Source organism: Candidatus Palauibacter irciniicola (genome assembly GCF_965208695.1).
Taxonomy (GTDB): Bacteria; Gemmatimonadota; Gemmatimonadetes; order Palauibacterales; family Palauibacteraceae; genus Palauibacter; species Palauibacter irciniicola.
This window is the reverse complement of the sequence record NZ_OZ242352.1, coordinates 2726051-2745288: the sequence shown is the minus strand read 5'-3', so window position 1 is coordinate 2745288 and position 19238 is coordinate 2726051. Positions and strand designations below refer to the sequence as shown.

The following is a 19238-nucleotide window of genomic DNA, read 5'->3' as shown; positions in this document are numbered from 1 at the left end:
CCGGTGGGCCTACGATCCGCGCGAACTGTCCGACCTCTTCCGCAACGTAAGCGAACGTCGGGTGAACACGCTAGCCGAGGGGATTGCGGCGTACATAAGCAGCAACCTCCCGAACGCGTTTGAGAGGCGACGCGGCTTGCGCGACTACCGAACGAACCCCTACGTCCTGATGACAGCTGCGAGCGTCATGAGCCTCGACGACGCGGGACGATTCGCGCAGTTTCTTTTCAACTCCAAGCTATACATGGCCTTAGAAACATCCTTCGGAAAGTCGATCGAATCTACTCTTGTCGGCCCGTATCCCGTGTGCTCGTCGAGCAAATGGACTGATGCTCCCGAGGCGATCAAGGAGCTTGAGGCGTTGGAGGGTCTGTCGAACCAAGAGAAAGCCAGAAAGCGAAGTCAGTCAGCTTGGCGCGAGATTGACAAGTCCGTCGTGGTCGACGATACCAGGTACATGACCACCATCAAGAGCGGTCCGAACACGATCAACGACAGCCAAGTGCAAGCTATGACTCAAGCCATCGCAATCAACAATGTACAGTGGCTATCAGACACGGACGCAAATTATCCGGGAATTGAGAGGTTGGACATAGTTCTGGGCCTCACATACGGAACGCCTCTTTCAACCAACAACAAAGATAATCAGATTCTCGTCAAACTCTTGGATTATGGCTTTGAGGAGGAAGATCGCGACAGACACCCGGGCGTCCTGGTGGATTCAAAGACTGGTCGAATTAGAGTTTACCGAAGAATCGGACGTGATTTCTGGGCTTTTGTTGGGAATCCTGCCGATCCAGACACAACCAGACACGTGTTCTTGGAGATCCTCTTGGGACTTGCTAAGGCGCTTTCGACCGGCATTGAGCAAGGTGACCTCGAATCGCGGATTAACCAGAAGATAGACGACTTGGCTTATGCCGTTGCGAATATTCGGTTGCCCAGAGGAGAACTTCCGGGGTGGATAAGAGAGGATTTTGACGGTGACGAGCTATTCTGGTTTGCCACTGCTTTAGCGGCCTTCTACGATTCGGGGAATTAGGAACCATGGAACGGAAGCTCCAAGACAAGCTGCCGGGCGGCGTTTTTCTTGACGTGCCGGATCGCACCCGTCGAACGATGAAGGCGGTGGGGGGTCGGGGCAACAAGACTACTGAGTGGCGGCTACGGGCGGGGTTGGTACGGGCCGGGGTCGCCGGGTTCAGGATGCACGTAGAATCGCTTCCGGGATGCCCTGATTTCTTCTTCTCCGAAGCGCTACTCGTCGTGTTCGTGGACGGGTGCTTCTGGCACGGCTGTCCCGATTGCGGGCATGTTCCGAAGACCCGGTCGGAGTTCTGGAGGGCGAAGATTGACCGGAATCGCGAGCGCGATCAGCGCAACGACGCGATGCTCGGCAAGACGGGGATCCAGGTCATCCGTTTCTGGGAGCACGAGCTAGCGTCAGACCTTGGGGCTTGTGTGGCTCGAGTGGCTTCGGCGACCAGTGCCCGATTCGCGTGACGACGTGAAATGGTATTCCAAGGTGATCGACATGCGTCGGAACCACCGCTGGGTTTCCAGGGTGATCGGCATGGATCGGAATCAGTGATCGGCATCCGTCGGAATCCGCAACAGGCAGGCGAGTTCTCGGGCATCCAAGAAACACGGTGGTTTATTCAGCGGAGTACTCGATCCGCGTATCACGGCAAGAAATCTTCAGATCACGTAGGTTGTCGACGATGAGCGATTGAACACTCGCAACACTGCGTCGCTTCAGGATCGCGATCCCTTCGACCGCTCTCACCACGTCGCCTGCTCCAATCGGCTTTCCGTCGCGTTGCACGAAAGGCCCGTCGGTCTCGGTCAACAGGCGATCTTCTGGTACTTCCTGCAGAATGCGTCGACCGTTGGGCGAAGCCAGCATTCGTTCGTTTACTGAGAAATAGCAGCCGAGCGTGACGGCGCGGCGAGCCTCCCCAACACTCCCCGAGAACCAGTGGAGCACGACCGTTCCTCGATCGCTCGGAAAATGCTCCTCCAACAGATCCAGCACCAGTGTCGCTGCCCTCACACTGTGTATGCTGAGGATCTTGTCTCCTTCGCCGGCGGAAAGGCGCAGAATGCGTTGGAATACAGATTTCTGGAGTTCAAGCGAGCGATAGTGCTGCGGCCCAGCATCGAGCCCCACCTCGCCGACATATCGGGAGCGTCTAAGCAGCTTCTTGAAGAGCGCAATTTCCCCCGATCGCTTGGCGACGAGTTGGGGGTGCAGGCCGAGTCCGACCCGGACGAACTCGCTCGCTTCGGCAAGTTCTGCGTTCCTCGCAAACGCCTTCGGAGTCGTCGTTACCGCCAAAGTCGCTGTGCGCCGTCGATCGCACGCCGCTATCGCCGCACGCAGATCCGGGTATAGATCCAAGTGCGCATGGAAGTCCACATAGTCAGGTCTCATGGCCTAGCTCCACCTACCCGGCCTCGCCTTCACGCCTTGCAGCAGTTCACCCACCTCGAGCACGCCGCGACGGAACACGTCAGCGTACGCTGGGATCTCTTCAGGAGCGTCGATCAACGGTCCCGGCTTGTGTACCAATACCTTCGCAAGCCCAGGGGCAGCCTTGATTCGCTTCACCATAAGCTGGAAGGAGCGAACATGTTCACCCTCCACCCGGTCTGTCGCTAACGTCTGCGCGCGCAGGTTCTCGACCGTGTAGAGTGTCGGATCCTTCACGCCCAAACCTGCCTTCAAGGAGGCCCTGCGGATCAGGCAAGGCACGCAATAGCCGCAGTGGCGGGGTGAGAGTTTCCTGTACCGCGCCTTCGCCGGGGAAGAGCAAGACATCGAGTCGCCGACGACCTTTCGAAGGAAGGAACCGTCGGCGCAGCCTGAGACCATCTCCCCCTTGGTCATGTGTCGATACGGGTTCGAGAAACTCACCGAAAGCCCGACCGCGTCGCTCAGGAGCCTGATGCCCGCGATGACGTGGGGATGAGCCGTCCGTGTGCTCAGTGCCCCGAGCCGTAGCGGATCCAGTGGTACGTTCAATGCGATCAGCCCGTTTTCCGGTACGCCCACCGCCGTGGGCCGGTCGAACGCCGAGGCCGCCAGCGCCGCGAGCGCGTAGAAGAGGAACGACCGACTTCGCTGCGTCGCCTCCCTCTCGCGGGTGTCGAGGTGGTGCCTGTCGAACCCGAGTCTCACTCTCACGCTCTTGAACTCGGTCCTGCGGAAATGCTTCTCCAGCGCCCTCAAGACACAGGTCTGGGCTTTCGCCGTTTCCGCGTCCCAGTAGTGACTCACGAAGAGCGGGCGCCTGCCCCTCGCCAGCAGATCGATCGCGGCGATCAGACTGTCCAAGCCGCCGGACAGGAGGCTCACGTCGGTCAAACCGCCGATGGCCACACGTCTCGGCTGGATTGCGAGCGCCATCGTTCGGTCCGACCGCGCGTGGAAGAACACGCGCCAACGATCACCTGTCAGAAACCTGAGGAGCGCCTCGATCCTCTGTCTCTGGTCGTTCCAGACCCTCGGTGCCGACACCGGGACGTAGAGATCGACCTCGCGAGTCCAACCGTCCTGGGCGTTGATCTGCCGCGACACCCGCGTGTCCCCTGCGGTTACCAGCGCCGCCAAGAGAACCAGGTCGATCGCTCGTTCCGACGAACGCAATCCGAGCGATGCGACTTGATCGAGCGCCTGTCCGATCCCAAAGCCCATTCTCAGGTCGCTGTCTAGGAAATCGATCTCATAGATGTCGGAGTCGGTCTGGACCGGTTTGACCGAGGCTATGTCATCGGGACCGAGTCGGCCGATCAGGCTGAACCTTCTCATCTGTCGTCTCCCAGAACCATGACAAGACCAAGCGCCGCCGCGTAGAGATCCTCGACGAAGCCATCGATCACGTTACCGTCCAGATCGCCGAGTTCACTGCCGCGCGCCTCGAACTCGTCGCGCACACACCCCTCGACGAAATCGCGCAGCATGTTCTGCGCCCGCTCGACGCCGGCGATATCGGCCGGAACGGACACGGCGTTCGTGCCGACCTCGTTTAGGATCTTGCCCTCGATCGATCGACTCACGACGCCGATGAAGAGTTCACGCAGATCGTCCGTCGACAGCTCGTCAAAATCGCCGACACCAGCGGCAGCGAGGTCTGCGACGGCCTCGAGCATTGCGTCCCGCGCGATTGCCTCGTCTATCGTCCCTCCGGGAGGGCAGAGCATGTCGGTCAGCGCAACGAAGACGTCCTCAGCCGGCGCCCCGGCCATGCCGTCGAGATCGAATCGGCGCAGCGCCTCCACAGGCCCGTGGCTTGCGAAGGAACGCGCGAGCTCGGCGACGCCGCTAGCCACAGCTCGAGAATTCGGCATCCGGCGTGCCGCCGCGCGTCCGCCTCCGCTTGCACCCACATACCTTGCGGCACCTCGCCGGATCGCCCTGGAATCCGAGGTCCGCGCGCCTCTGGTCATGTTGCCACGCGCGGCTCCCAACCCCGAACTGGCCGGGATCGCGGGCATCGGCGGGTATGGCGTCGGAACAGTAGGCGTCGGCGCGGCGCCACTGTCATCGTCTGTCGCGCCATCCGGAGGTCCGTCTCCGGCGTCATCAGGCGGGGCAATCGGGCTCGACGCCGGCTCGTCGACCCAGCTCGGCACAAGGCCGGACTTAGATCCTTCAAACGTCCCCGATGTCCCCATCAGCGGCGCCCCCTCCTCTTCCCAAGCTTGGTGGCGGCCGTGGCGGCGGCCTTCAGTGGTCTGTTTTCATCCTGCTTCGCCCATGCATCCAGCAAGCCGTCAAACTCCGCCTTCGCATCCTCTTCGGCGAACGTTCCCGCCCAGCCGGTGACCACCCACGGTCCGAGTCTTGAGACAGGAAGGTCTTTCAGGAAGGCCAGCAGCGCAGGCCGTAGAAACGGGTGGTGGCGCGATATCTCGGCCAAGCCACGCGCGCCTGCGGGCTCCTCGGCCAATTCCTCCGCGTCGCGAACTCTTGCCCGCAGCGCATCGAACACCTGTTCGGCCTCCAGCGTCCGCAAACGCGCCACTTCCGCCGCAACCTGCCTCACCTGCAGCGGGGAGCCAAGCAGCTTGGCAACTAATTCATCCAGTCCCCCGAGGGATGTGACCGCGCCGAACACGCTGCGACGATCCCTGGTGACGAAGACGTACGGTCTCAGATCGTGCCCGGCCACCGGCGGTTCGATGGCGGCCCACTGCTTGGCCCATTCGAGATTGGGCAATTCAGGCGGCGATGCCTCGCCCGCCGCGTCCCTGCTCTTTCCGTCTGCGGGCTTCGTCTCCGATGCGCCAGCGGGCTCCTGCCGTACCGCCGCCTCGAGGGCGTCCAGTTCTTCGAACGCGCCCGTGTTGGCCGACCCCCGCGCCATGGCGTCGTAGAGTTCGGGGGCGAACTGCTCGGCGAGCATGATCTTCGCTAGCACCGAGATATTGAGTTCGTCCCGGAACCCGCGTTCCTCCGCGATCGCGAGACGTAGCATCATCGTGTTGATGAACCGCTTGATCTGGCGCGGATTGCCACGCGCTCCGTCAGCCAGTATCGGCGCGATCCGCCCCGAAAGCTCCAGCGCGCGCTCAACCGCTTCGGGCACCGATCCGAGCGCTTCTCCAATGGCCGCGCGTTCGAGACCGAGGCCCTTCCAGGGCCGTCGCAACACCTCCCGGGCCAGGCCAACGATCTCCGAAAACTCGTCCGACTCTTCGCCGCAATCATTGAGCACGAGTAGCAGCGTCACGTAGATGCGCGTCTCCGCGTAGCCGAGAGATGGTAGGCGGAACGGCACCTGAATCAACTTCTCCAGATAGTTGCGTGCATAGGTGGCTGATCCCGTGGTGACGGGCAGATCCGGAAAGTGCTGACGCACAGCGTATTCGATCATGCCCTCGTCGGCGGCGATCACGAACGCGGCGCGGGGCACGAACAGGAAGAGTCGGATCGCCTCCAGTGTCTCAATCGCGATCTCCGGTAGGCAACGGTCGAGATCGTCAACGAGCACGACGAGCCGGTCGATGTCCGCGCGCTCTAGGAGCTCTCCGAACTCCTTCCGGAAAGCGTGCATCTGCTCGGGCGCGCTGTCCTCCTCGACCTCCCGCAAGAAGTCGTTCGAGCCTTCCACCAGCTTCCCGAGATTCTCGGCCGTCGCACCCTCCCCGCCCCTCGCCAAGACTGCCTGCGCAGCGGCGCCGAGATCCCTTATGGTTTCGGGATGCGGAATACCAGTTGCGAGCGAGATGCCGTAGGCACTGGCCTTGCGCGCGACCTTCATCCAATCGACCCGCCGCAAGACCTTCTCTGCCTGATCGGCAAGCTTGCGATGCTTCGGACGTTTTCGCAGCAGCTCGTCCACGACGGTCTCGATCAGGACGGCCTTAGCGTCCTCGAACCCCTGGAACAGCCAACCATTGAACCGCACGCACAGGACGCGTTCGCTGCCCGCGAGCGCCTCCTCGACCATCATGAGCACGCTAGACTTTCCGGCGCCCCAATCCCCGTGCACCCCGACGCTCAGCGGTTCGTCGGACTCCTCGGCCACTACCCGGACTACCGTCCGGGCGACGGCCTGGTAGTAGAGCAGATCAACGGCGGTCTCGTTGTCTGCGACGATCATGCGAGGAGTTCCGAATTCGGTTTCGGAATGTGATCCACTTGTGCGATGTTGCTCGTAGCCGCCTCGTCACCCTCGCTCAAGTTGAATCCTGTATCGATCATGGTTGTTTCCCCGGTTGGCTCTTCCATTGACCCGAGTCTCGTCGACTCGCGACGGCCACCTGTCGTCCAGGGCCTTCTGAATCACGGAGCCCGGGACTCGCACGTCAACCTCGCGTCCGGTGCCCGAAAGCACGCGGCTGTGGTCAAGCGCTCGTTGGCCGCCATCTCCAAGACCATTCTTGGAGACCGTACGCCTTTGGGCTTGCGCCCCGCGGTGGAGGTCGCAATTGCGCAGCGGCAGCCGTGGATCTCGCCGTGCCGTTCGAACGCGGGCACCACCGTTCCCCCTCGCAATGCCGGACGCGATCACCCTCCGGCGTTTGATGGCCCACGTCGATGTCCCTCAAGGCTGCCCGAAAGACCTCACACTGCACAGGCGGCTCGATGGGAGCTGGGAATCAGACACAATGCCGTGCCATTTAAGGGGCATCTCGCACGATCTGCCGGGTACTCTTTGTGGCGGGCTCTGCCGGACACCCCCGACGACACAAACGGACGGAATCCGTCAGCCTGTCATGGCCCCTCGTTCGTAAGCTGACGACGGCGAGTTTGCTTTCGCGCGGCCCTTTGACGGTTGGATCCCGCGCTACGGCGCCCGCCACCTCCCGCGGCGCAACAGCTCACCGCTGCCCGGCCCCGCCAGGATCTCCGCGTTCTCGTACACCACCTCGCCGCGGCGGAGCGTCATCACGGGCCAGCCTGTGACTTCCCACCCCGAGTAGACCGAGAAACCGGCGCCGGAGAACATGTCCTCGTCGCGGATGGTGCGCGTCTCTTCCGGATCCCAGAGGACGATGTCGGCGTCCGAGCCCACCGCGATCGTGCCCTTGCGCGGGTAGAGGCCGAAGAGCTTGGCGGCGTTGGTCGAGGTTACCGCCACGAAGCGCTCCTCGGAGATGCGTCCCTGGACGACGCCCTCTGAATAGAGCATCGGCCGCACGACCTGGAGGTTGCTCAGGCCGGCCCGGTGCCGGCTGATGGTCTGCGACGGGTCCAGCTTCTCGTCGCGTCGATAGGCGACGTGGTCCGTGGCGAGGACGTGCACGGATCCGTTGGCGATGCCCGCCCACAGGGCGTCCTGATCGCCCTGCTCGCGTAGCGGCGGCTGTCCCACGTAGAGCCCGCGGTCGGGGCCCTCGAAGCGCTCGCGCGTGAAGTGGAGGTAGATGGGGCGGGTCTCGACGAAGACGTTGAGCCCCCGCTCCCGGGCTTCCTGCAGCACCCGCAGTGCGCCTGCGGAGGAGACGTGTACCGCGTAGATGGGCGCCCCGGTGGCCTCGGCCATGGCGACCGCGCGCTGGGTGGCGACCACTTCGCCGACCACGGGCCGGCTGTCCGGGAAGTACTCGAGCGAGGTGCGTCCCGCGGCGGTGAGTTCGGCCACCGCGCGTGCGAGGATGGGCCCGTCCTCGCAGTGCACCATGCTCAGCATGCTGGCGCGCCCGGCCGCGTCCATGGTCGCCATGTAGTCGGGCACCGCGGCGTCGAACAGGGTTCGTACCATGAAGGTCTTGGTGCTGGTCTGGCCGGTTTCGGCGGCCAGGGTGGTCATCTGGCCTTCCTGGGTTGCGGGGTCGTTGATGCCCGCGTGCAGGATGACGTCCGCGATCGCCTGCTCGCGGATGAGCGCCGCCTCGCGCTCGATCGCCTGGGCGAGCGTCCGCCCCTCGGCCGGGAAGGCGAAGTTCGAGATGGTGGTGATGCCTCCCGCGAGCGCCGCCTGCGACCCGGTGCGGTAGTCGTCGCGGGTGCGTCCCCCCAGGTGGACGTGCGGATCCACCCCGCCCGGCATGACGAGCAGCCCGGTGGCATCGATCTCGCGGGCGCCGGCCCCCGCGGCCAGTCCGGTCCCGATCTCGACGATGGTCCCGTCCCGCACCCGCACGTCCGCGTCGAACCGCCCCTCCGAGGTGACGACGGTGCCCCCGCTGATGAGGATCTCCTGGTTGGCCGTGGCGGCCTCGAGCGGGGTGGTCGCGGCCAGCGTCGCGAGGAGCACGGCGGCGGCGGCGGCGGAGCGGCGCGGGTGGGCGGCGAAGTCCTTCGAGGCGGCCATGGGATCCTCCGGGCGGCGGCGGCGCTGATGGACACCATAGCCGGGCCGCTCGAAGGATCGCCAGCGGGAGCAACGGAAAAACCCTCCCCGGAAAGTGCTCCGGGGAGGGGTTTTCGGGACTCCCGTGAAGGGTGAACCCGGTTTAGTGCTCGTGCACGTGCACGTGGAGGGGAGCGGTGACGAAGTCGGCGTGTCCCGAGCCGACGGCGCCGTGCATGAGGCTGAAGGTCAGTTCGGTATCACCTTCCGCCACTCCGTGCAGGTGTCCTCCGAACTCGCCTGGAGTGTCCTGCTCGAACTCGGCGACGGACTCGTTCGCGACGTCCACCCGCAGGTAGAAGTCACTGCCGAGCGTCACCGCGTGCCCGTCGTGGTCTGTGAACTGCACGTTGATGTGGGCGGTTTCCTCGCCCGGCTCGACCTCGAGTTCTCCGGTCCACGCGCCATCGTGTCCGTCATAGGACGCGACGGTCTGGCCGCTGAGCGACAGGGTCACGCCCTCGACTTCGTCGGCGTGAAAGTCGTCGTCCATGGGGTCCATGGGGTCGTCGCCGCCGCAGGCGCCAAGGACCAGCAGTCCCGCGGTCGCCAGGACGAGTGGCAGTTTCCGTTGAAGATGTCTCACGTTCTCACCTCGTTCCGTTGATTGGATCCGCCCGCCTCGGGCATGATCTCGACGGTAACGATAGCGAGTTATCAATAACGGTCAAGAAGGCTGCCGTTCCTCTCCGGCAACGCGAACCGCACCATCCCCGCCGGTCGCTTGACGGTTCACACCGGCGATTCGTATTCTGAGTCAGATCAAATCACAATATGAGTCATCGTGGGATCAGGATATGAAACAGCTCACCGTTAGAGGCCTCGGGGACGATCTGACCGGGGCGATTCGCCGCCTGGCGAACCGCGACGGAACATCGCTCAACCGAGCCGCCGTCAAACTGCTGCGCCGGGGGGCGGGGCTGGAGGGCAGACAGGCGGCCGACGCGGTCGGGTCGTCGCTGGATTGCTTCATCGGCTCCTGGAGCGACGCGGAGGCGGACGAGACCGAACGGGCGCTCAGGCACTTCGAGACGATCGACGAGGCCATGTGGGATTGAGGGTGCTGCTCGACTCGAACGCTTATGTGCAGCTCATGCGGGGGAGCGAGAAGGCAGCCGGGATCGTGCGGAGAGCTGAGGAGGTTCTGCTGTCGACGGTCGTGCTCGGCGAACTGATGTACGGCTTCCGCTACGGCTCGCGCTACGAGCGCAACGCCCGTGCGCTGCGCGCCTTCCTCGACAATCCCTACGTTACCGTGGTGCCGGTCGACAGGACCACGGCCGACCGGTACTCGAGAATCGCGGCGGCTCTGCGTGCGAAGGGCCGCCCGATCCCCACCAACGATATCTGGATCGCCGCCCACGCCATGCAGACGGGAGCCGACCTGCTGTCGGCCGACCGCCACTTCGAGCACGTGGAAGGCATCGCCTGGGTCCGCCTCTAGCCTGCGGGCACGAGCGGCCATACGAGCGGGAGCACCGTCAGGACCACCGCCATGACCAGGACGAACAGCGGGAATCCGGCCTTGATGAAGTCGACGAACCGGTATCCCCCGAATCCCATCACCAGCAGGTTCACCGGATGTCCCACCGGGCTCATGAAGGCGCAGGAACTCGCGACCGCCACCGTCATCATCAGCGCCTGGGGCGAGAGCCCTTCACTGACGGCCGTGCTGAGCGCGATGGGCGACATGAGGACCGCCACCGCCGCCGTCGGCATCATCTGGGCTGAAAGGGCGGTGATCAGGAAGAGTCCCGCCACCACCGCCAGGGGACCGAAGTCCGCGAGCGATCCCAGCACCGCCTCGGCCACCAGCGTGGCGGTTCCGGATTCCTGCATCGCCAGTCCCAGGCTGAGCATCCCCGCGATCAGGACCACCGCCTTCATCTCGATGCACCGGTAGGCCTCTTCGATGTTGAGGCAACCGGTGAGCACCATCAGCACCGCTCCGATCGGCGCCGCGATGAAGATGGGCAGCAGGCCCGAGACGACCGACGTCAGGACGCCCGCCATGATGAGGGCGCTGACCGGAGCCTTCCCGCTTCGCACCACCTCCGCCGCTCCTTCCGTCATGACGAGGAAGTCCGGGTGGTCCGCCAGCAGCGCGAGCTTGCTCCTGTCGCCGTGCAGCAGGAACGCATCGCCCGGGAGCAGTTCCATGCGCCGGAGCCCGCTCCGGTAGATCTCTCCATTCCGCCATATCGCGAGGATGGAGACGCCGAAGGTTTTTCGGAACTTGAGTTCCTCGATCGTCTTCCCCGCGAACGTCGTGCGTGGAGACAGCGAGGCCTCCGCCAGGCCGACGGTGTCGGACTCCAGTCCGCTCACGTCCAGCGGACGATTGTCGCCCACGGTCAGTTCCTGAAGCCCCTCCAGGATCTCGAGATCCTCGAATCGCCCCCGGAGCAGGAGGATGTCCCCTCCCTCGAGTCTCGTATCCGGATCCGGCATGAGAAGCTCTTCATGGGCCCGCAGGATGCCCACGACCGTCAGGCCGAATGCATCGGCCAACCGGGTTTCCGCGAGCAACTGACCGGCCAGCAGCGATTCTTCCGAGATTCTGACGCTTTGGATCCTGCGTTCCATCTGGTAGCGGGAGATCAGTTCTCCTGCCGGCACGGAATGGACCGCTCCGAGGGTCCCGTCCTCCTCCAGTGCGGCGAGGCGCCCGCTCTTCGCCGCGACCAGCAGGCGATCGCCCGGAGCGAGCGTCATCGACCGCAGTCCCGTGCGGCGTACCTGCTCGCCCCTGAGAATCGCGAGTACGTGCAGGCGACGAGTCCGGCGCAGGTTCGCCTTTTGAACGGTCTGCCCGATGAGCGACGAATCTTCCGGCAACTCCAGTTCCGCCACCTCGATCGAGGCATCGGCGATCCGCTCCAGCGTCCGGTCTCTCGACTCGATCTGCAGGTGCTTCCATGCGCGCAGGGCTTCGAACCGTTCGAGGGTCCCTTCGACCACCATCTCGTCTCCCCCGCTCAGAACGAAGTCCGTCCCGGGAGCGAGGATCATCTGCCCGCTTCGTTGCACGGCGACCACGTTGAGGCCCAGGGCCTGGCCCAACCGGCTCTGCTGCAGCGTCTTGCCTGCGAGGGTCGAATGGGCGGGGGCTTGCAGGATGCCGATCAGGCCGCGCAGGTCGTAGAGTCCCCCGAGGTCCGCGGGAGCCGATTCCTTCTTCGGATCCCGGTCCGGAAACAGTCTCCGCCCGAGGAAGGTCATGTAGACGATGCCGACGGCGAGCGCGGTCAGGCCGACGGGCGTGAACGAGAACATCCCGAACGGCTCGAACCCGGCATCCTGCAACGCCCCGTTCACGAGGATGTTCGGCGCCGTTCCGATCAGGGTCGTCATCCCGCCGAGCAGGGACCCGAAGGCGAGGGGCATGAGCAGCTTGGATGGCGGCGTCCCGGTGCGGCGGGCCATGTCCAGCACCACGGGCAGCATGAGGGCGGTGATCCCGATGTCGTTCATGATGCCCGACAGGAGACCCACCGTGGCCATCATCACCGCGATGAGGCGGCCGACGCCATCGCCCGATGCCGCCAGCACCCGCTGCCCGATGAAGTGAGCCACCCCGGTCCGCATGAGCGCGCCGCTCAGGACCAGGACCGAAGCGATCGTGATGACCGCTTCGTTGGCGAACCCCATGATCGCCGCCTCGCCCTCGAGGATGCCCGTCACGACAAGTCCGAGCATCACCATCAACGCGACGAGATCCACCCGGATCTTCTCGGTGACGAACAGAACCACCGCGACCAGCAGAATCCCCCCGACGACGAACACCTCGAAGTTCATTCAGCCACCGACCGCAAGCGTTGGGCGGCGCCCGGAGGGCGCTCGGTTGAACTACCGGGGCGACTCAGCCGTCCGTGAGGTCGGTCCAAGGATTGAGACCGGGGCAAAGGTTGGATCGGGGAGGAGATTGAGTGGGCCCGGGTAGATTTGAACTACCGACCTCACGCTTATCAGGCGTGCGCTCTAACCAGGCTGAGCTACGGGCCCCGAAGAAGACCGGCGCACGACCGTTCCGTCTGGGCGGAGGGTCGGGCGCCGGGCGGCGTCCATCCTAAGGACACCGCCCGGCGCGTTCAAGTTTCCTGGGCGCCGGGGGTTCCGTTTTCGACGACGTAGCTGGCGCGCGTGGCGATTGGGGCGTCGGGGCGGGTGACGTAGGGCATGACGCGGAAGTCGGTGCGGAGGCGGGCGGGGGAGAGGCGGCAGCGGACGTAGCCGCGCTGGGCGTTGAAGAACTTGATGTGGGGGTTGTGGCCCATGGCGTTGTCGCCCTGCGGCCCCGTGTCGACGCCGTCTCCGCTGGAGCTGATGGACGTGCCGGCGAATTCGGTGCCGACGGTCGGAGAATCCGCGCGCTCGAAGTCGAGCTTGAGGTCGTTGACCCAGTTGGTGTGGAGGTCGCCGGTCAGGACGACGGGGTTCGAGGGGCGGCGCTCGTGGAGGAAGGTCATGAGGCGGTCGCGGTCGGCGGGGTAGCCGTCCCACTTGTCCATGGCGAGGGTGAGTTCGTCTTCGCCCTCCAGCAGCCGGGCCATGAAGACCTGGTTGGCGAGCACGTTGTAGCGGGCCGGCGACGAGTCGAGGCCGTCGAGCAGCCAGTCGGCCTGGCGGGCTCCGAGGATCGTGGCGCCTTCCGCGTGTTGCTCCGCGCACGGCGGTTGCCGGCGGCCCCCGCAGGGCTGGAGGGTGCGGTACTGCCGGGTGTCGAGGACGTGGAGCCGCATCAGCGAGCCGAAGTCGAGCCGGCGGTAGAGCTGCGCGTCGGGGCCGGTGGGGAGCGACGTCCGTCGAAGGGGGAAGTTTTCGTACAGGGCCTGGAAGGCGGCGGTGCGGCGGGCGAGGAACGCCTCCCGGCTCATCTCCTCGGTGTGGTGCTGGCCGGCCCAGTCGTTGTCCACCTCGTGGTCGTCGGGCGTGAAGACCCACGGAGCGGCGGCGTGCGCGGCCTGGAGGTCGGGATCCCTTTTATATAGGGCGTAGCGCGCGCGGTAGCCGTCGAGCGTGCGCGGCTCCTCCGTGTCGTGGCGGCGCACGAGGTCGTCCCGGGTGCCGGGGCCGCTCTCGTAGATGTAGTCCCCGAGGTGGATGACGAGGGCGGGAGATTCGGCCGCCATGTGGCGGAAGCCGGTGTACCAGCCGCGCTCGTAGTGCTGACACGAGACGAACACGAAATCGAAGCGGTCGGGCAGGGTGCCGGGGGCGGGGGCGGTGCGCGTGCGGCCGACGGGGCTCGTCGCCCCGGCGGCGTGGAAGCGGTACCAGTAGTCGCGGCCGGGCTCCAGACCCTCCACCTCGACGTGAACGGAGTGGCCGAGTTCGGCGAGCGCCGCGGCCTCGCCCCGCCGCACGACCCTGCTGAAGCCATCGTCGGCGGCGACCTCCCACCGCACGGGGAAGCCGGCGCCGGGGTCGCCGGGCAGGTCGAGCAGGCGCGTCCACAGCACGACGCCGTCGGCGGCCGGCTCCCCGGAGGCCACGCCGAGTTCGAACGGAAAGCGCTCGAATGGGGCGGAGCCGCCGGTGTGTACGCGGATCCCGCCGCCGCCCACGCGGGCCGCCGGGCCGAACTGCGCAAACGGTAGCGGCGCCAGCGCGCAGAGCGCCGCGGAGCGCGACCACGCGGCCAGGAAATCGCGCCGCGTCGTCACCGCGAAAGCCCTCCCCCAATGCCCCGGTTTCGATTGCCGCCGCCAGCCGGCCGGTCTAGCTTCACTCGCATGAAAATCCGTCCCTTCCGCGCCCCGATGGCGCTCCTCGCGGCCGTCCTCCCGGTCCTCTCCGCCTGCAGCAAGCAGACGGCGTTCGGAGAGGCGAACAGCCTCATCATCCTCGCTCCGGACTCGCTCTCGCAGCAAGTGGAGGAGGAGACCCGGCAGGTGCTCGAACCCACGATCTTCACGAGCCGGAACGAGAAGCAGTACGAGGTGAGCTTCGTCGACCCGGGCCACGAAAACGTCGGCCAGTTGAAACTGTTCCGTAACCTGATCGTGTTCGGGACGGCGGACGATCCCCTCATGCTCGAGGTGGCGGCCGAGGCGGGCCAGGATCTCGCCGCGCTCGAGCCGGGCCGCGTCTTCCAGGCGTCGAACGTGTGGGCCCTGGCCCAGACCGTGACGGCCGTCCTGCTGCGCTCCGGCCGCGAAGCCGAGTCGTGGGTGGCGGCTCTGCCGTCGGTCCTGAACGCGGTGGACACGAACTACCGCGAACTCGTGCTGCGGCGGATGTTCGCGACGGCCGCCGACACCGCCCTCAGGACGGATCTGGGACGGCGGTTCGGCTTCTCGATGCTCGTCCCGGAGGTCTACGACCGCATCGCCCGGGATCTCGGCGGCGGCGACAGCCTCGTCATCCTGCGCAACGACAACCCGGACCCGAGCGAACTCATCCGTTCGATCCTCGTCGCCTGGCGCCCGGGCGTGGACTCGCTGACGAGGGAACTGGCGCTGGAGTGGCGGGCGGAGATCGATGCCGTGCACTACAACGTCCCGCAGCGGATCGACGACACGAATTCGAGCGTCGTCAGCTTCATGTGGGAGGGCCGCCCGGCGCTGGAGGTGACCGGCGTGTGGCAGGACGAGTCGGGCGGATTCCCCGCGGCCGGCCCGTTCATCGTCTGGCTGGTCGACTGCCCGGCGCGCACGTACTTCGTCGATGCGTGGCTCTATTCGCCGAACCGGGCCAAGTACGAGTACATGCTGCAGTTGCAGGAGATTCTCGGGTCGTTCCGCTGCGTCGAGTAGCCGGACGCCACAGCCAAACCTGACACGCCTGGCCGGACAGGGTCGCCCGGATGCCGTTCGTTCATCTTCACACACATAGCGAGTACTCGCTCCTCGACGGCGCGAACCGGATCGACGACCTGGTCCAGCGCGCGGTCGAACTCGGCATGCCCGCCCTCGCCCTCACGGACCACGGCAACCTGCACGGCGCCTGGGAGTTCCAGGAGAAGGCCCGCGCCAGGGGGATCAAGCCGATCATCGGCTGCGAGGCCTACGTCGCGTACGGCGACCGCCGCTCCCGCCGCATGGAGGAGGGGGCCCCGGCCCACAACGCCCACCTCGTGCTCCTCGCCGAGAACGCGCGCGGGTACTCGAACCTCCTGAAGCTCTCGTCGATCGGGTACACGGAGGGCTTCTACCGCCGCCCCCGCGTGGACCGCGAGACGCTCGAGCGCTACTCGGACGGGATCATCTGCCTCTCCGCCTGCCTCGCCGGCGAGGTCGCGCGCTACCTGCAGCACGAGCGCTACGACGACGCGAAGCGGGCGGCGGAGTGGCACGCGGCCGTGTTCAAGGACCGCTACTGGCTCGAACTCCAGAACCACGGGATTCCGAAGCAGGACCTCGTCAACAAGGGGATCATCCGGATCTCCGAGGAACTCGGCCTGCCGCTCGTCGTCACCAACGACGCGCACTACATGCGGCGGGAGGACGCGGACGCGCACGACACGCTCCTCTGCATCGGGACCGGCAAGGACAAGGACGACCCCGACCGGCTCCGCTTCCACGGGGAGGAGAGCTACTTCAAGACCGCCGACGAGATGGCGGAACTCTTCCCGGACCTGCCCGGCCTCCTCGCCGAGACGGTGAAGATCGCGGAGCGCTGCGACGTCAAGTTCGACAAGCAGTACCAGTTGCCCGGCTTCCCGCTCCCGGACCGCTTCTCCGAACCCATGCAGATGCTGCGCCACGAAGCGACGGAGGGGGCGAAGGCCAGGTACGGCGACCCCCTGCCGGACGAGGCGCGCGACCGCCTCGACTACGAACTCGGGGTCATCGAGAACACGGGGTACGCGGGATACCTGCTCATCGTCTGGGACTTCATCGTCGCGGCGCGCGAACGGGACATCCCGGTGGGGCCCGGCCGCGGATCCGCCGCGGGGTCGATCATCTGCTACGCGCTCGGCATCACCGACGTGGACCCGCTCGAGTTCGACCTCCTCTTCGAGCGCTTCCTGAATCCGGAACGCGTCTCGATGCCGGACATCGACATCGACTTCTGCTACGAGCGCCGCGGCGAGGTCATCGACTACGTGCGGGAGAAGTACGGACAGGCCTCGGTGGGGCAGATCATCACCTTCGGGACGATGAAGGCGCGCGCCGTGATCCGGGACGTGGGCCGGGTGCTCGGCTTCTCGCCCTCGGACACGGACCGGCTCGCGAAGCTCGTGCCGTCCACGCCGGGGTATTCGCTCACGGTGGCGGAGGCGAGGAAGAAGGTCGGTGACCTCGCCGCGAGCGACCGCGAGGACGCGCAGGTCAGGAAACTCCTCGACTACGCGGAACGCATCGAGGGACTCGCGCGCCACAGTTCCGTGCACGCGGCGGGGGTGGTGATCGCGCCGGGACCGCTGGACGACTACGTGCCGATCTGCTCGGACACGAAGAGCGGCGCCGTGATCACGCAGTTCGACATGAACGCGCTCGAGAAGGCGGGCATGCTCAAGATGGACTTCCTGGGCCTGCGCACGCTGACGGTGATCGACGACGCGGCGCGCAACGTGCAGGAACGGCACGGGACCCGCGTGGACTGGGAGGAGATCGGCCTCGACGACCCGGGCGTGTACGAGATGCTCGCGTCCGGCCGCACGAGCGGCGTCTTCCAGTTCGAATCCAGCCTCGCCACGGACAAGCTGCGCGCCATGCGCTGCGACCGCTTCGACGACCTCGTCGCCGTCAACGCGCTCATCCGCCCGGGTCCGCTCGATTCCGGGATGACGGACGTCTACATCAAGCGCAAGCGGGGACTCCAGCCGGTCGACTATCCGCACCCCGACCTGCAGGAGGTCCTCGAGCCGACGTACGGCGTCATCACCTACCAGGAGCAGGTGATGCGGGCCGCCAACCTGCTCGCCGGGTTCTCGCTCGCCGAAGCGGACGTGCTCCGGAAGGCGGTCGGCAAGAAGGACGCCGACCTCACGGACCGGGTCCTCGGGGAATTCCAGAAGCGCGCGGTCGAGCGCGGGGTGGCGAAGCCGAAGGCGGGCGAGATCGCCGAACTCATCCGCACCTTCGGCCGCTACGGCTTCAACAAGGCGCACAGCGTGGCGTACGCGCTCCTCTCCTACCGGACCGCGTGGCTGAAGGCGCACTATCCGGCCGAGTTCATGGCCGGCCTCCTCTCGTCGGAAATCGGGAGCACGGACGCGGTCGTCCTGTACATCGGAGCGGCGCGGACGCTCGGGATCCGGGTGCTGCCCCCCTCGGTGAAGGAGTCGGGGTACCGCTTCACGGTCGTCGACGATCCGGAGGACCCCGGGAAGTCGGCGATCCGCTTCGGGCTGGGCGCGATCAAGGGCGTGGGACACTCCGCGATCCGGTCCATCCAGGCGGCGCGGGAAGAGGCTCCGTTCGAGAGCTTCATCGACTTCCTCGAACGGATCGACCTGCGGCTCAACAACTCGCGCGTCATCCAGGCCCTGATCGGGGCCGGGGCGCTCGACGACCTCGGCGACCGCGCCGCCCTCACCGCCGGCCTCGAGGTCATGCTCAACGAGGCGCAACTGCGCCGGCAGGAGGCGGAGAGCGGACAGACGAGCCTGTTCGGAGGCGACGCGGCGGAGACGCGGCCCGAGGTCGAACTCCCCGTCGTGCCCGCGTGGAGCGAGCGCGACCGCCTGCGCGAGGAGAAGGAACGCCTCGGGTTCTACATCTCCGGGCACCCGCTCGAGCGCTACCGGGACCTCGTCGACCTTTACGCGCTGGAGGCGAGGACGACGAACCTGCGCGAACACCGCGACCGGCCCGTGGAGGTTCCCTGCGTCATCACGGAGACGTCCGTGCGCACGGCGCGCAAGGACGGCCGGGAGTGGGCGCGCCTCACGATCGAGGACTTTCACGGGACGGCGACGACGCTCGTGTTCGGCGATGTGTGGCAGAAGAACCGCGGGCTCCTCACGGATGACCGCCCGGTCCTGATCGCCGGCACGGTGTCGGGCAACTCGCGGGACGACGACGATCCGCCCATTTTTCTCGACTCCGTGCGGCCGCTGGCGGACGTGCGGGACGAGGGCCAGGTGGGGATCCTGATCGAGCTCCGCGAGGACGACCGGCTGGAGCCCGGCGCGTTCGGCAAGGCGCGCGCGTTGATCGAGGCCTCGCCGGGACTCGGCCCTCTCTACCTGGATGTGAACGGGGACGGGGGCCAGGGGAACGGCGGTGCGAACGGGGATCTCGGGGCGCCGGAAGACGACGCGCACCCATCCCGGTTCAGGTCGCGCACGCTGCGCGTGGCCCCGACGCCGGCCCTGGTCGAGGAGCTGCGCGGACTGCTGGGCGGAAGCGGCGTGAGACTGGTCCGGAACCGCTGACGGTTCGGCCGCGTCCGGCCGCCCGCTGGCCGGATCGCCACCCGCGGGCCCAGTTTGTGGGGGCAGCCGAGCCACGGCCCGCAGGGATGGACATCGGCTCCGGGACC

Annotated in this window: 14 protein-coding genes and 1 tRNA gene; 6 read left to right on the top strand and 9 right to left on the bottom strand. The window is 66.1% G+C overall.

Annotation, left to right across the window (positions count from 1 at the left end):
- The first annotated feature begins 61 nt into the window (after nucleotides 1–61).
- Nucleotides 62–1042, top strand: a complete 981-nt coding sequence (locus ACOGI9_RS11900; protein WP_419857333.1) for a PmeII family type II restriction endonuclease — start codon at nucleotides 62–64, stop codon at nucleotides 1040–1042.
- A gap of 5 nt (nucleotides 1043–1047) precedes the next feature.
- Entirely contained in the window at nucleotides 1048–1503 is a 456-nt protein-coding gene (locus tag ACOGI9_RS11895; RefSeq protein WP_419857332.1) for a very short patch repair endonuclease, read from the top strand.
- 151 nt (nucleotides 1504–1654) lie between these two features.
- On the opposite strand, the gene qatD is transcribed toward ACOGI9_RS11895, so the two are convergent.
- From qatD to ACOGI9_RS11865, 6 genes are all read right to left on the bottom strand, one after another.
- The gene (qatD, locus tag ACOGI9_RS11890; RefSeq protein ID WP_419857331.1) at nucleotides 1655–2434 is read right to left on the bottom strand and encodes a Qat anti-phage system TatD family nuclease QatD; all 780 of its coding nucleotides are present in this window, start codon (nucleotides 2432–2434) and stop codon (nucleotides 1655–1657) included.
- 3 nt (nucleotides 2435–2437) lie between these two features.
- Nucleotides 2438–3811 (bottom strand): Qat anti-phage system QueC-like protein QatC, encoded by a 1374-nt coding sequence (qatC, locus tag ACOGI9_RS11885; protein WP_419857330.1) that lies wholly within the window; start codon nucleotides 3809–3811, stop codon nucleotides 2438–2440.
- The gene (gene qatB / locus ACOGI9_RS11880; protein ID WP_419859290.1) at nucleotides 3808–4449 is read right to left on the bottom strand and encodes a Qat anti-phage system associated protein QatB; all 642 of its coding nucleotides are present in this window, start codon (nucleotides 4447–4449) and stop codon (nucleotides 3808–3810) included. The genes qatC and qatB overlap by 4 nt, the downstream gene beginning before the upstream one ends.
- A 227-nt stretch (nucleotides 4450–4676) precedes the next feature.
- Nucleotides 4677–6608, bottom strand: coding sequence for a Qat anti-phage system ATPase QatA (gene qatA / locus ACOGI9_RS11875; RefSeq protein ID WP_419857329.1), 1932 nt, complete (start codon nucleotides 6606–6608; stop codon nucleotides 4677–4679).
- A 687-nt stretch (nucleotides 6609–7295) separates the two neighbouring features.
- The gene (locus ACOGI9_RS11870; RefSeq protein WP_419857328.1) at nucleotides 7296–8765 is read right to left on the bottom strand and encodes an amidohydrolase family protein; all 1470 of its coding nucleotides are present in this window, start codon (nucleotides 8763–8765) and stop codon (nucleotides 7296–7298) included.
- A 142-nt stretch (nucleotides 8766–8907) separates the two neighbouring features.
- The gene (locus tag ACOGI9_RS11865) at nucleotides 8908–9390 is read right to left on the bottom strand and encodes a hypothetical protein (protein ID WP_419857327.1); all 483 of its coding nucleotides are present in this window, start codon (nucleotides 9388–9390) and stop codon (nucleotides 8908–8910) included.
- A gap of 211 nt (nucleotides 9391–9601) precedes the next feature.
- Between ACOGI9_RS11865 and ACOGI9_RS11860 the strand changes: the two genes are divergently transcribed.
- Both ACOGI9_RS11860 and ACOGI9_RS11855 read left to right on the top strand, forming a co-directional pair.
- Entirely contained in the window at nucleotides 9602–9862 is a 261-nt protein-coding gene (locus ACOGI9_RS11860) for a hypothetical protein (RefSeq protein WP_419857326.1), read from the top strand.
- A 2-nt stretch (nucleotides 9863–9864) separates the two neighbouring features.
- Nucleotides 9865–10248, top strand: coding sequence for a type II toxin-antitoxin system VapC family toxin (locus ACOGI9_RS11855; RefSeq protein ID WP_419857325.1), 384 nt, complete (start codon nucleotides 9865–9867; stop codon nucleotides 10246–10248).
- On the opposite strand, the gene ACOGI9_RS11850 is transcribed toward ACOGI9_RS11855, so the two are convergent.
- From ACOGI9_RS11850 to ACOGI9_RS11840, 3 genes are all read right to left on the bottom strand, one after another.
- A complete protein-coding gene (locus ACOGI9_RS11850; protein ID WP_419857324.1) occupies nucleotides 10245–12602 on the bottom strand; it encodes an SLC13 family permease in 2358 nt (785 codons plus the stop codon). The genes ACOGI9_RS11855 and ACOGI9_RS11850 overlap by 4 nt on opposite strands.
- Before the next feature lie 132 nt (nucleotides 12603–12734).
- Nucleotides 12735–12809 (bottom strand) — tRNA-Ile (locus ACOGI9_RS11845).
- Nucleotides 12810–12895: 86 nt separating this feature from the next.
- On the bottom strand, nucleotides 12896–14470 hold the full coding sequence (locus ACOGI9_RS11840; RefSeq protein ID WP_419857323.1) for an alkaline phosphatase D family protein: 1575 nt from the start codon (nucleotides 14468–14470) through the stop codon (nucleotides 12896–12898).
- Between the two features lie 69 nt (nucleotides 14471–14539).
- Here ACOGI9_RS11840 and ACOGI9_RS11835 point away from each other — a divergent pair, with 69 nt between their 5' ends.
- On the top strand, nucleotides 14540–15562 hold the full coding sequence (locus ACOGI9_RS11835; protein ID WP_419857322.1) for a DUF4837 family protein: 1023 nt from the start codon (nucleotides 14540–14542) through the stop codon (nucleotides 15560–15562).
- A gap of 50 nt (nucleotides 15563–15612) precedes the next feature.
- Entirely contained in the window at nucleotides 15613–19131 is a 3519-nt protein-coding gene (dnaE, locus tag ACOGI9_RS11830; protein WP_419857321.1) for a DNA polymerase III subunit alpha, read from the top strand.
- Nucleotides 19132–19238 lie beyond the last annotated feature (107 nt).

Bases quoted from the DNA above. Each gene is read 5' to 3' on its own strand.
- ACOGI9_RS11895 (WP_419857332.1), top strand. From the start codon at position 1,048: ATGGAACGGAAGCTCCAAGACAAGCTGCCGGGCGGCGTTTTTCTTGAC.
- qatD (WP_419857331.1), bottom strand. From the start codon at position 2,434: ATGAGACCTGACTATGTGGACTTCCATGCGCACTTGGATCTATACCCG.
- qatC (WP_419857330.1), bottom strand. From the start codon at position 3,811: ATGAGAAGGTTCAGCCTGATCGGCCGACTCGGTCCCGATGACATAGCC.
- qatB (WP_419859290.1), bottom strand. From the start codon at position 4,449: ATGACCAGAGGCGCGCGGACCTCGGATTCCAGGGCGATCCGGCGAGGT.
- qatA (WP_419857329.1), bottom strand. From the start codon at position 6,608: ATGATCGTCGCAGACAACGAGACCGCCGTTGATCTGCTCTACTACCAG.
- ACOGI9_RS11870 (WP_419857328.1), bottom strand. From the start codon at position 8,765: ATGGCCGCCTCGAAGGACTTCGCCGCCCACCCGCGCCGCTCCGCCGCC.
- ACOGI9_RS11860 (WP_419857326.1), top strand. From the start codon at position 9,602: ATGAAACAGCTCACCGTTAGAGGCCTCGGGGACGATCTGACCGGGGCG.
- ACOGI9_RS11850 (WP_419857324.1), bottom strand. From the start codon at position 12,602: ATGAACTTCGAGGTGTTCGTCGTCGGGGGGATTCTGCTGGTCGCGGTG.
- ACOGI9_RS11835 (WP_419857322.1), top strand. From the start codon at position 14,540: ATGAAAATCCGTCCCTTCCGCGCCCCGATGGCGCTCCTCGCGGCCGTC.
- dnaE (WP_419857321.1), top strand. From the start codon at position 15,613: ATGCCGTTCGTTCATCTTCACACACATAGCGAGTACTCGCTCCTCGAC.